The organism is Mucilaginibacter gotjawali (genome assembly GCF_002355435.1).
GTDB classification, from domain to species: domain Bacteria; phylum Bacteroidota; class Bacteroidia; order Sphingobacteriales; family Sphingobacteriaceae; genus Mucilaginibacter; species Mucilaginibacter gotjawali.
In genome coordinates, this window is sequence record NZ_AP017313.1 from 4,688,021 (window position 1) to 4,701,677 (window position 13,657).

The window sequence follows — 13,657 nt, forward strand, 5'->3', positions numbered from 1 at the left end:
GATGATATGAGAGATTTGCGAAGTTTTGGAAACTTCGCAAATCTGATCGACACTAATTAAACCACTCTTTACCATTGTCTAGCCGCTTTAGCATATCGGTAAATGAGCTGCCGATTTCTATAGGATAATCGAGCCCAATAAATTCCATAAAAACAATTCGGCAGCTAGTCTCCTCAACTAATTCGATAGCTATACAGCCGCCGCCCATGTCGGTGCCGATTGCGAGGGTGTTAGTAAGATATTTTTGAATTTTGTAGCCTTTGTTATGCGCTAAAAGACTATTTATATCCCAAAGTCTTAAATATTCTGCACCAAGAAGACACTCGTGTTCGACAAAATTGTTAAGAAAATATTTATAATCTTCAGGAAGTGAAAATCTGATAGTTTTTTCGATTTCTTCAAAATTAGTCTCTAAACTCGAAGCTCGTTTAGGGAAATCATACTTAGATAATATTTTTTCTAATTCCATCGTATTAAATGAAAAAAGTCTCTAAGTCAACCTATTTTAAAGTGATTAATTCTGCGGAAAATTATAATCAAGGAAGTGAATTTTGTCTTCAGTCGGTTTTAAATCGATCGTTATTGATACTTGATTATTTTTTTTATCCCTAAGCATCGCACCTATAATATTCAAAACATTAAAACCATCATGCGTTTCGAACCGAGCCCCAAAAAGAATGAATCCTTTTACGTTTCCAAAAGTTAAATCAATTTTCTTAAGGTTGGCTATTAAAGTATCTTTAGCTGCATTCGTATAGGATTCATTACTTAAAATCGCCTTCAATCCATCATAATTTTTTGTTTTGATCAGTTCAATTGCCTTGTTAAAGACCTGCATTTTTGTTGCTATCTGTTCTAATTGATCTAATGTATATTTCGATTCGTATTTTTCTTTTCCATTCAATATCAACACACTGTGAATTTCCTTGTAATTTCTATTTTCGTTCTTTAAATTTTTGTAGAAAGTATAAGCCAGATTAGATGCCGTAAATTCCGGAATGTTGGCATATTTGTCTGCTACATCTGATTTGCTCAATTTCAATTCAAAAAACTTCGCTGTGCCGCTATCGGTCGAGATAGTTGTACCTATCGAATATTCGCAGGATCCTCCATAAAAGTTAACAATTTCCTTAATTCCCTTGTCTTCATTATCAGTAATGCTTAAAATGTTGGATAGTAATGAGGTACTTTGCTCACCTGGATGTTTTTTATCACAAGAAAACAGAAAGAAAGCAATTACGGTTAGGCAGGTTAGTTTCACAGTATATTAGTTTGAGATTCCAATGTACAGTCTTTTTTTGAAATAACAAGATGTGCGAAGCTTTAAAAACTTCGCACATCTAAACGATGGCTTACCCGATCAGGTCCAACCCTCTTTGTTAGCGTATGTCTCATAAGAAACTCCTGCGTCATAGACAATCTCCCTACCCGTTTTTAATTCATAAGCGATTGCCGACAACGATAACAAGGCTTCAAACTCAACATCCTTAACCATCTCCGTCGGTAGTTCTTTTATTTTTTCATATAATGCCTTTCCATTGGCAACAGCAGCACAGCGCGCATACAAAAATGAATCCACCGACATATATTGTTCTTTTTCATCATACGAATATTCACCTATGTTTTTTGCGTGTTCCTTCGTATCGATTTGAAACAGCTTATTAGCCAATGTTTCTTCAAAACTCTTTATTTCTGATGGCTTTAATTTTGATAACGCTTTTGCAGCTGGCTCTAAAACTTTTTCGTCGTTACCTTGCTGGCTCCAATCCAGCATCGAAATAATATCCCAAAACCTAGCATCATCAAGCATCCTTTTAGGTTTATTAACATGAAGCGATTTCATAAATTCCTCATGCTCTTTCCTCGAGATTTCAATTTCTTTCACGAAATTGAAATTGTCATATTTATATCTCCACTCAATTAAAATTTCATAACCAATATCTTGAGGTATCTTCCCACAAGAAGGAAAACCTCCATCAATCCCATTACCAATTTCTATTTTAAAATTGCTTTCTTCACAGGATATAGGAATGTTGCCGACATATTTAAGCTGTTTGGGAAACTTGCCACAATAAATATTAATTATGCTTTTCCCTTTGGGATAAATATATTCTGTAATGAGTATCTCTGTAAGTCGCGGATCACTTATTATTGGCGGTTGTTCACCAATATAGGCTGTCACGCCTATTAAATGAAAAGTGTATGGAGAAAAACCGAACTTACCACCGGTTTTTAAGACCCTTACAGCTCCAAAACGACCGTCCCTTAATATAGTATGGTGAATGTCTCCTTCTTGAATTGCGGTAGAACTCATAATTACACCGTCAACTTCTTATACTTGATCCTCTTCGGCGCCACATCACCTAACCGTTTTTTGCGGTTTTCTTCATAATCCGAATAATTGCCTTCAAAAAAATAAACCTGGCTGTTGCCTTCAAAGGCGAGGATGTGGGTACAGATTCTGTCTAAAAACCAGCGGTCGTGACTGATGACTACGGCGCAGCCGCCAAAGTTTTCCAGGGCCTCTTCCAAAGCGCGCAGGGTATTTACGTCGATATCATTGGTGGGCTCATCCAGCAGCAGCACGTTTGATCCTTTTTTAAGGGTGATGGATAAATGCACTCGGTTACGTTCCCCTCCCGACAAAACGCCTACCTTTTTTTGCTGGTCGGCGCCGTTAAAGTTGAATTTGGAAACATAGGCCCTTGAATTGATAGGCTTATTGCCTACCAAAATAGTTTCCAGGCCGCCGGTAACATTTTCCCAAACAGATTTAGTGGGGTCCAGGTCATCATGCATCTGGTCTACGTAACCTAAATGAACCGTTTCGCCAACCCTGAATGTACCGGCATCAGGCTGATCCTGCCCGGTAATTAATCGAAAAAGGGTGGTTTTACCTGCGCCATTCGGGCCAATGATGCCAACAATACCAGCCGGTGGCAGCGAGAAATTCAGGTTATCAAACAAAAGCTTTTCGCCGTAGGACTTGCTTACGCCATTGGCTTCGATCACTACATTGCCCAATCGCGGGCCCGGCGGGATAAACAGCTCCAGTTTTTCTTCCCTGTCCTTTGTTTCTTCGGACGCTAATTTATCGTAGTTGGATAAACGCGCCTTTGATTTGGCATGGCGGCCCTTGGGGCCCATGCGCACCCATTCCAGCTCGCGTTCCAGGGTTTTCTGGCGTTTGCTTTCGGTTTTGTCTTCCTGGGCCAAACGTTTGGCTTTCTGATCCAGCCACGAGGAATAATTTCCCTTCCATGGGATGCCTTCTCCCCTGTCCAGTTCCAGGATCCAGCCGGCCACATTATCCAAAAAGTAACGGTCGTGGGTAACAGCGATCACGGTACCTTTATATTGTTTTAAATGCTGCTCCAGCCAGTCGATTGACTCAGCGTCAAGGTGGTTGGTGGGCTCATCCAGCAATAAAACATCCGGCTCCTGTAATAATAGGCGGCATAAAGCAACGCGACGGCGTTCACCACCCGAAAGTACCGATATTTTGGTGTCGGGATCGGGGCAGCGCAGGGCATCCATCGCGCGTTCCAGCTTTACATCCAGCTCCCAGGCGTTTACGGCGTCAATTTGATCCTGCAATTCGCCCTGGCGGTTCATCAGCTTATCCATTTTATCGGCATCGCTGTAATATTCCTCCAGTCCAAATTTCTCATTGATCTCTTCGTACTCCTTTAATAAGGCCGTAATTTCGGCCACGCCTTCTTCCACCACCTCTTTTACGGTTTTATTTGGGTCCAGTTCCGGTTCCTGGCTCAGGTAGCCCACGGTATATCCCGGCGAAAAAACCACTTCGCCTATATTGGTTTTATCAATGCCTGCTATAATTTTTAAAAGGGATGACTTGCCCGAACCATTTAAGCCAATAACGCCGATTTTGGCCCCATAAAAAAAGGATAGATATATATTTTTTAAAACTGTTTTTTGCGGCGGGTAAACCTTACTTACGCCCGCCATTGAAAAAATTATTTTCTCGTCTGCCATATGGATATTTAGTGAATTATTAAATTAGTGAATTGGTGATTGATTAGATTGATCAGGCAACAAAAATACCAGAACAAATATGAATGAAATTATGCGTTTAGCAAACCATTTGCCGGGGTTTTTTCGTATACCTAAATAGGATAATTTAACGTTAGTGTAACTATTGTTAATGCCGTAATGTCATATAATTGACTAATTTGTCCGTTATTGTCATATACGGGCTTGCAGTTACGTACCTATAATTAAACTATTTATATAAAATTCTATCAAATAGATATTAATCAATGATTTTTTTATAAAAGTCATTGCAATTGTGGGTTTTTTTTATGAGATTGCTAAAAATTATTTGAGTTTCTTATCTAGTATATCATCTTAATGTCTGCTTTATATTTAACTTAAAAACTTGGCAATAATATTGTTGATATGTGTAAAACAACACGCCCTGATTATTAAAAACAAATTGATACATTAGGGCGTTCATAAATCGGAAGGAACTATATGGAAGCTAAATTTTCGCCGCGGGTTAAGGATGTTATACAATACAGCAGGGAGGAGGCATTGCGCCTTGGCCATGATTATATTGGGACTGAGCACCTTTTGTTGGGACTGATAAGAGACGGGGACGGCGTTGCAATAAAATTACTGAAAGAATTAGCCGTTGATACAGCAAAATTACGACGCTCGGTGGAGGATGCTGTAAAAGGAACTATCGGCACAAATGTGCATATCGGCAGTATCCCATTAACCAAACAGGCCGAAAAGGTATTAAAGATAACTTACCTGGAAGCTAAAATTTTTAAAAGCGATGTTATCGGTACGGAGCATTTACTGCTGTCTATACTGCGTGACGAAGACAACATCGCATCGCAGATATTAACCCAGTTTCATGTTAATTACGAAATTTTTAAAGGCGAAGTGGAATCACATAAGAACGATGTAACCGACGAAATGCCGGGATCCCCTACCGGCGGCGATGATGACTTCAAGGAAGAAGAATCATTCAGCCAACCTAAAAAAGTATCGGATATTAAATCAAAAACACCGGTACTGGATAATTTTGGCCGCGACTTAACCAAAGCAGCCGAAGACGGCCGCCTAGACCCTATCGTAGGCCGCGAAAAAGAAATTGAACGGGTATCACAGATCCTGTCGCGCCGTAAAAAGAACAACCCTATATTAATAGGTGAGCCCGGCGTAGGTAAATCAGCCATTGCGGAAGGTTTGGCGCTGAGGATCGTTCAGCGTAAAGTTTCGCGCGTGCTGTTTAACAAACGCGTGGTTACCCTTGATCTTGCTTCGCTGGTTGCAGGTACCAAGTACCGCGGGCAATTTGAAGAACGGATGAAAGCCGTGATGAACGAGCTGGAAAAATCGCCGGATGTAATCTTATTCATCGACGAGATCCATACCATTGTTGGCGCAGGTGGCGCATCCGGTTCACTGGATGCTTCCAATATGTTTAAACCGGCATTGGCCAGGGGCGAAATACAATGCATTGGCGCCACTACTTTAGATGAATACCGCCAGTATATTGAAAAAGACGGCGCTTTAGACCGTCGTTTCCAAAAGGTTATGGTTGAACCGGCTACCCCGGATGAAACCATCGAAATACTGAACCGCATTAAAGAGAAATACGAAGAACACCATGGCGTAACTTATACGCCAGAGGCGATTAACGCTTGCGTTACTTTAACCACAAGATATATTACCGACCGCTTTTTACCGGATAAAGCTATTGATGCTTTGGATGAATCGGGTTCGCGCGTTCACCTAACCAATATCCACGTACCACAAAATATTTTGGATATTGAGCAAAAAATCGAGCTGATCAAGATCGAGAAAAACAAAGTGGTTCGTAGTCAGAAATACGAGGAAGCTGCCAAATTGCGCGATACTGAAAAGCATTTGCTGGAAGAATTGGAACAGGCTAAAGCCATTTGGGAAGCCGAAACCAAGTCAAAACGCTATACCGTTACTGAAGATAACGTTGCCGAAGTAGTGAGCATGATGACCGGTATCCCGGTTCAGCGTGTGGGCCAGGCCGACAGTCACAAACTGTTAAATATGGCCGAAACCGTTGGCAGCAAAGTAATTGGCCAGGATGATGCGATAAAGAAACTGACCCGTGCCATTCAAAGGACCCGTGCCGGATTAAAAGATCCTAAAAAACCGATCGGTTCATTTATATTCCTGGGCCCTACCGGTGTAGGTAAAACCGAACTGGCTAAAGAGCTTTCGAGGTTTATGTTTGATACCGAGGATGCCCTGATCCAGATAGATATGAGCGAGTACATGGAAAAATTCGCTGTATCACGTTTGGTGGGAGCGCCTCCGGGCTATGTAGGTTATGAAGAAGGCGGACAGCTGACCGAAAAGGTACGCCGCAAGCCTTATGCAGTAGTATTACTGGATGAAATTGAAAAAGCACACCCGGATGTATTCAATATCCTGTTACAGGTATTGGACGAAGGCCAGCTTACTGATTCATTGGGCCGAAAGGTTGATTTCAGGAATACGATCATCATCATGACCTCGAACATTGGCGCACGCCAATTGAAGGATTTTGGCCAGGGAGTTGGTTTTACTACCAGCGCTAAAACTATTCAGGCTGATTCACACTCAAGAGGCGTAATTGAAAATGCTTTGAAACGTGCTTTTGCACCTGAGTTTTTGAACCGTATTGACGATGTGATCGTGTTTAACTCGCTTGGTAAAGAAGAAATCTTCAAGATCATTGATATCGAATTGGCTTACCTGTTTAACCGGGTAAATATGCTGGGTTACAAAATTGAGCTTACCTTAGGCGCTAAAGAATTTATTGCCGATAAAGGTTACGACAGCCAGTTTGGCGCCCGTCCGTTAAAACGTGCGATCCAGAAATACCTGGAAGACCCTATTGCCGAAGAAATATTGAAAGGCGAACTGAGCGAAGGCGATACCATGGAAATTGACTACGACAAAGAAAGCAACGAAATAAAAATTGTTGCCCGCAAAGGCGAAAGCAAAAAGCCTGAAGAAGAAGAGCAGAAGTAAGTATTGAGTCGGAAAAGTCCGGAAGTCAGTAAAGTCCGAAAGAAGCTGCGACTGACGATTCAAAAAAATAAATTAAAAGAAACCCCGCTGTGTGTATGCACGGCGGGGTTTTTTGCTGAGTGATTATTGAGTAACGTACTTAAAACAGACAGGCTTAGTGCTCTTTGCGCCTCCTTTGTGCTCTCCGTGTTTAAATTTAATCGCAGAGTTTACGGGAAGGTACAGAGATTTGGGTAGGGTGAGGTATTGTCATCATAACCCTTTCAAATTGTCACCCTTACACCCTGTTGGATGTAATTGAGCACTATACCTTAGTTTAAAGTAAAACATCAACTGTTAATCAAATAAAAAAATGAGAAAGCTAAAATTACAGATGCAATTATCCGTGGATGGATTTGTTGCCGGCCCGAATGGCGAAATGGACTGGATGAGCTGGAACTGGGGTGATGACATAAAACAATATGTAACCGACCTAACCCATAGTATCGACTGCATTTTACTGGGCGGCCATATGCCGGGTGGTTTTATCCCCTATTGGGAATCGGTAGCGGCAAATCCCGATAACCCGCAATATGCGTTCGGCAAACTAATGACGGATACCCCTAAAGTGGTTTTTACCAAAACGATTGAAAAATCAGAATGGAACAATACGGTTTTGGCCAAGGGCGATCTTATTGAAGAGGTAAATAATTTGAAAGCGCAACCCGGCAAAGACATCATCACCTATGGCGGCGCTAATTTTGCCTCAAATTTGATCAAAAACAATTTGATCGATGAATATCATTTGTTCATTAACCCGACCATCATCAGCAGGGGGATGCCCATCTTTAAATATACAGAACAAAAAATGAATTTAAAGCTGGTAAAAGCCATTCCGTTTGAATGTGGTATAGCGGTGTTATGCTACCAGGCGGGCAATTAATTTATTGGATTACTGGAAAATTAACGGCCCAACTCATTTTCAAATTTTCAAATTGACTTATTTTCAAATTCACTTCCCCCCTATTTTTATTTTGAATGATGCTGAACCGAAGTTCCCATTCCAATCAGTGCCTTCAATAGTTATGGTGTATTTTGATGGCTTATCACCCGCATAAAACCAAATATTGGCCTCACCTTTTGCATTGGTGTTAACGTTGGGTTCCCAATCAATAGTAGGACGGATTTCTTCCGGGCGGTTAACCATATCCTTTGCGGTATACCTGGGTTTGTAAAATACTTTCGGCCAGCTTAGTGGCAATGGTTTATAAAGGTACACGCCGGGGGTATTGCCAAAAAAAGGCCCGTTGCCGCCGCGCGTGGTAATCTCAATATAAGCATAGTCCAGGTAAGCGGGATTGTATGTCCATGGGTCTGGAATAAATTCCCTGATATAATTGGTGCTGTACTTGCCGGACTCATTTACTTCGATCCCTTTGATATCCTCGGCATTGTGAAAATTGAGATAATTTGTTAAATCGACAAACGTTGGGATCGAGATTGCCGAATCCAGTTGGATACCATCAATAATAAATACTGCCTTTTTACCTTTCACAAAATAATCGTGAATAAATGTATCAATGATGACATCGCGTGTAAGGAATGAACCTCCGCCGGCAGGTACCTGTTTATGCACTTTTACCTTGAACGATGCCTCCCTGAAACCTTTTACATTTTCTGTCAGCAAATCGAGCCAGGTTTTCTTTCCGGCCTTTTCCATGTCCTTTTCGTCAAAAACCTGGTCGGCCTCACCGGGGCCGTTCAGGTTTTTTGAGCCCTTTATTATTTTTTTTGCGTGGATATTTACTTCTTTTAACAGGTGTCCGGCAGCCTTGTAGTATTCCTGTTGCTGTTTCAGTTCAGCCTTTCTGGAATAGTTGATCAAGGTCGAGTCGCTGTTAACATACCAGGGCGCAGGCGAAGAGGCCTTTTTAGTTGCAAAGTCCGGAGGGGCTATTTCATCTACCTTTATGCCTACATTAAAGCTTCTTCCGGCCTTATTTACAGCTTTGATAAAAAAAACCGGGGTATCCACTTTTGGCAACCGGTCAAAAACAAACCTGCCTTTTTTGTCAGTGATGGTATCCATCAAAATACCCGGCGATTTTGAAAACAGCAGGACATGGGTACCTTTAATGGCGCCGTTAAAAACGTTGGTTACGTTACCGGTAACCCTAAAATCCTGCTCGGGCTTATAAGTCGGCACAGACGGATCAAATACCTTGCCCCAGTCATATCCTATCCATCCCTGGGTTAATAACAGGTTATCCAGTGCCCTGGCGGCCTCCGGTGTTTTTGAAAGATAGTAGCCCGGCTGTTCCACAAATCCTTTTAAATCCGATTTGAGCAGCAACCCGGAGAGAATATTTTCACTGTTGGCGGTATCGGTCTTAATCAAAGCATCATCCGTAACCGACATTGAAAAATTACCCGCTACGGGTTTCCCGGTTTCATCTGTAACTTTTAGCTTTAAGCCAACACTATCGCCGGCTAAATAACGATACTTACTGTCCTGTAGTTGAATACTGATATCGCTGCGGCTTATAAATACCATTCGTTCATTTAAAGGCCGGCGTTCAGCAGTCATCAGCGTAAAATGGGCTATCCCGGCTGGGAAGATCGATTTTGCAATATTCCTGTTCACAAAATGGTCGCGTAAGGTTAGCACGGCAGCGTAGCAAACTATTCCCCGGGCTCTGCCTATCAGGAAATAACTGTGCGGTTGTTGCATTAAATCGGGTGTGGCTTTTACTGATACCTGCAACGAGTCGCTCAGGGGATCGTTGATCACCTGCAACACCGTGCCCGTAACTTTTACAGCTGGCAGCGGATATTGTTTATTCAATCCGCCAGGCAGGAGCACTTTTGCGGTGTAACTTTCCCCGGCCTTCACATCCAGGTTAAAGCTCCCCATACCATTGTGCAACGATTTAAATACGGCTACCGTTTTTTGATCACTCCCGGTAATTTCGCCTGAAATGCTGGCGCCCATACCGTCTTCGCCTATCGCCTTAAAACCTATTTGTGCGGGCAGGCCTGCAACCAGGTTACCGCCCTCCGGAAAAAATTGGACATCCGTGTTTTCCGGGCGGTTTAACCCAATCGGGATGGTGGCTTTTTTATCGCCGTTGGCGCTTTCGGCAGTAATGGTTAAGCCGGCAGCGCCAGGCGGGATCTTTATATTAAAATCAAGCAAGCCGTTGGCACTGGTTGCCAGCGTTTGTTTATACAAATGCTTATTCCTTGCAAAAACATTTAAAAGCAAAGGTTTATTTCGTTCAGGCGTCCCATCCTGATCGTTGAAATACAACTTAACATTAACAGAGGGCTTATTAGTATCATTTAAGGCACTTACCTGTTTGTTGATCAGCCAGTTTTTTTCGGCAGCGCCGGTAACGTAAAAGGTTCTGTTAAAAAAGTAATCATCGCCAAAATTCCGCATCCAGTTGGTGTAGGCATGCATTGTATAAGTACCGGCTATAAATTCTGTTTCGTTCAGAGCGATATTTCCCCATCCCCGGCCCATGGCCAGCGGGATACTAAAACGTTTCACTACTTTATTGCTATCGTTTGCAATATCAATATACACGATCGCACTTTTATCAGCCGGGAATAACGACGAAGCATTAACCAGATAAGTTTTGTACCAAATGGTATCACCCAGGGCGTAATAAGGTTTATCAAATTGCAGGTAAAGTTTCTCGGATGAGTTCGCCCGGGTAAGGCTGTCAGACAGCCGGGTGATGTTTAATAATTGAACTTTTAACGGAACTGTTTGCGAAAAAGATAGGCAATGCCAGCTTAAAATAATAAGCGCCGTTAAATAAATCCGTCTTTTAATTTCCATTAATATCCTGTGTAAAGCGTTCATTTGATGTTGATTTTTTTTGAAAAATAGCCCTGGTGTCCATTCATATCCGTTCCTTCAATGGTTATGGTGTAGGTAGAAGGTTTATCAGCCGTATAAAAAAATAACTTTGCTTTCCCGTTTATACCAGTAGTAATGTTGGGCTCCCAATCAATTGTTGAGCGCAGGTCGGGTAAATGTTTGGCATCTTTTATCGCGTATTTAGGCTTATAAAATTGTGCAGGCCAGTTTAGCGGCATTGGTTTATACAGGTACATACCGGGAGTATTGCCAATAAACGGCCCGTGGCCACCGCGCGTAGTGATCTCAACAAACACATAAGCATCTATATTAGCGAAAGGATCAAATCTTGACACATATTGTAATTCAAACGCCGGCGTCTGCATCACCTCCACTCCCTTAGCGTCTTCCGCATTATGCTCTTCCAGATAGTTTTTAAAGACATTAAAATCAAGTGATTGAAAAACATCCTCTAAAAATACGCCATCAACTAAAACAATAACTTCTTTAAAACGGGCATAATACCAATGAGGCTTCCCAACAGGATACTGTTCAGAAAATCCTTTTACGTTTTCTTCCAGTAAATTTAAAAAACTTTTCTTTCGGGCTTTTTCGAGGTCTTTTTCATCCAAAACAACATCGGCATTTCCTGGCCCGTTTAAATTGTGCGATTCCTTAACAATTTTCCTGGCCATAATTTTCACTTCTTTTAACTGTCGGGTGCCGGGAATAAGATTTTCCTGTTGTTTAATCAAAACGTTGTTTTTAGTATAGTTCAGCAAAGTGCTGTCGCTGTTCATATACCAGGGCAAAATAGTCGGGCCAACCGGCTTTATAAATTCAGGCGGCGGCGTTTCGTCTATATTAACCCCCACGTTAAAGCTCTTCCCTCTTTTATTTACTGCCTTTAGCAAAAATATAGGCGTATCTACTCTGGGGAAATGCTGAAAAACAAACCGGCCATCTTTATCAGTTACTGTATCAATTAAAATCATCGGCGAGCTGGAGAACAAAACCACATCTGTTCCTTTCACCGGCTTATTGAACACATTTGAAACATGACCGTTTACCACGAATTCGTGCTCAGCAGGATAAACAACCGCGAGTGGGGAAGATGCTCTCGCCCTATCATAACCAATCCAGCCCTGGGTAAGCAACAGGTTATCAAGCGCGGTCCAACGCTCAATTGTTTCTTGAGAAAGATAGTAACCGGGATCCTCAACATATCCTTTAAGTTCCTGGGTTAACTGCAAGCGGGTGATCATATTTTCCTTGTTTGAAGTATCCGTTTTCACCAGCGCGTCGTCGGTAACCGACATAGCGAAATTAACCTGCACAGGCTGGCCTGCCCGGTCGGCTGTTGTTACTTCTAAAGCAACGCTGTCCAGTTGCCCGTATACAGACTTATTGGTGTTAAGCCGGATAGCAAGGTCATCGTGATGATCAATAAACGCCAACCTTTCATTTAAAGGCTGCCCGTTAGCAGCCAGTAAACAAAAATGCGTTATCCCCGAAGGAAATAGCTTTTTTGCTATTTTACCCTTGACCAGATTTTTTTTAAAACTTAGCGCGGCAGCATAACAGACAACACCACGGGACTTACCAAGTAAAAAATAGCCACTATCTAGCGCAACGATATCGTTTGTTGCAAACAGAGAAACTTCAAGCGAATCATCTTCAGACCGATTGATCACGCGCAACGCGGTCCCTGATTCTTTAATTGCCGGTAAGGCAAACATTTTGACAACACCACCGGGCAGGGTAACTTTTGCTGCATAATTTTCGCCGGGCAATATATCAAGGCAAAAGCTTCCGATGCCGTTATGTGCGGATTTGAACGCCGTGATTTGCTGATGGCCGCGGCCGATAATTACGCCTGATATATCCAGCCCCCTGCCGTCCTCTCCCAACGCCTTAAACCCAATCCGTGCCGGCAAACCGGCTACCAGGTTACCCCCCTCGGGTAAAAACTGTACATCAGCGTTCTCCGGCCTGTTTAAAACAATGGGGATATTTACCTTTTTATCTTTTAGTGCTGTTTCGGCGATAATCGCCAGCCCCGGTGATTTTGGCGGAATGCTAAAGGTAAGATCGAGCGTGCCATCAACGCCTGTCATTATTTTTTGTTGATATAGCCGTTTGCCGTTATCTCTTACCTGTAATTCCACGGGTTTAACAGCAAATGGTATTTTATTCAAGTCACTTAACAGGACTTTGGCATTGAGCATATTTTTCCCGTCAACTACAACTGTATTTATACGGGCGTTTACCAGCAGATCCCGTTCGTTACCGCTGCTAACTGAGAAACTTTTGTAAAAAAAGCCATCCATACCAAAATTCCTCATCCAGTTGGTATAGGCCCTGATGGTATAAAGCCCCTGACTGAAATCCTTTTCACCCAGGGTGATGTTCCCCCAACATAATCCACAGGCTACCGGCAACTTAAATTGTTTAACAACCTTATTACTGTCATTGGCCACGTCAATGTATAAAATGCCGCTTTTACCCGAAGCGGTATAATCAGCAGCATTAAACAGCCAGGCCTTAAACCAAATGGTATCACCCAGGGCATAATAAGGTTTATCAAATTGCAGGTAAAGTTTCTCGGCCGGGTTTGCCAGGGTAAGGCTGTCAGACAGTCTGGCGATCTTTAATAATTCATTACTTATACCACGCTCCTGGGCACGCACTTTTTCTTTACTGCATACTAAAAACATTGCAGTAATCATCAAATAGTTGAATTTCAACAGACGTAAGATCGATCTCATATGGGATCTG

The 13,657-nt window shown here is 42.3% G+C and carries 8 protein-coding genes; 2 read left to right on the plus strand and 6 right to left on the minus strand.

The annotated features are described in order from the left end of the window. Positions 1-52: 52 nt before the first annotated feature. From MgSA37_RS20670 to ettA, 4 genes are all read right to left on the minus strand, one after another. Positions 53-469, minus strand: coding sequence for an SMI1/KNR4 family protein (locus MgSA37_RS20670; RefSeq protein WP_096354633.1), 417 nt, complete (start codon positions 467-469; stop codon positions 53-55). A gap of 45 nt (positions 470-514) precedes the next feature. Further along, positions 515-1,261 (minus strand): hypothetical protein, encoded by a 747-nt coding sequence (locus MgSA37_RS20675; protein ID WP_096354635.1) that lies wholly within the window; start codon positions 1,259-1,261, stop codon positions 515-517. 99 nt (positions 1,262-1,360) lie between these two features. Continuing rightward, positions 1,361-2,314 (minus strand): DUF4240 domain-containing protein, encoded by a 954-nt coding sequence (locus MgSA37_RS20680; RefSeq protein ID WP_096354637.1) that lies wholly within the window; start codon positions 2,312-2,314, stop codon positions 1,361-1,363. 2 nt (positions 2,315-2,316) lie between these two features. Beyond that, entirely contained in the window at positions 2,317-3,999 is a 1,683-nt protein-coding gene (gene ettA / locus MgSA37_RS20685) for an energy-dependent translational throttle protein EttA (RefSeq protein WP_096354639.1), read from the minus strand. A gap of 498 nt (positions 4,000-4,497) precedes the next feature. Between ettA and MgSA37_RS20690 the strand changes: the two genes are divergently transcribed. Both MgSA37_RS20690 and MgSA37_RS20695 read left to right on the plus strand, forming a co-directional pair. Further along, positions 4,498-7,032, plus strand: coding sequence for an ATP-dependent Clp protease ATP-binding subunit (locus tag MgSA37_RS20690; protein WP_096354642.1), 2,535 nt, complete (start codon positions 4,498-4,500; stop codon positions 7,030-7,032). Positions 7,033-7,384: 352 nt separating this feature from the next. Then, positions 7,385-7,954, plus strand: a complete 570-nt coding sequence (locus MgSA37_RS20695; protein WP_096354644.1) for a dihydrofolate reductase family protein — start codon at positions 7,385-7,387, stop codon at positions 7,952-7,954. Between the two features lie 69 nt (positions 7,955-8,023). On the opposite strand, the gene MgSA37_RS20700 is transcribed toward MgSA37_RS20695, so the two are convergent. Beyond that, complete coding sequence (locus MgSA37_RS20700) at positions 8,024-10,882, minus strand: carboxypeptidase-like regulatory domain-containing protein (protein WP_096354646.1); 2,859 nt, start codon at positions 10,880-10,882, stop codon at positions 8,024-8,026. Further along, the gene (locus MgSA37_RS20705) at positions 10,879-13,647 is read right to left on the minus strand and encodes a hypothetical protein (RefSeq protein WP_157750663.1); all 2,769 of its coding nucleotides are present in this window, start codon (positions 13,645-13,647) and stop codon (positions 10,879-10,881) included. Before MgSA37_RS20705 ends, MgSA37_RS20700 begins: the two co-directional genes overlap by 4 nt. Positions 13,648-13,657: the final 10 nt, after the last annotated feature.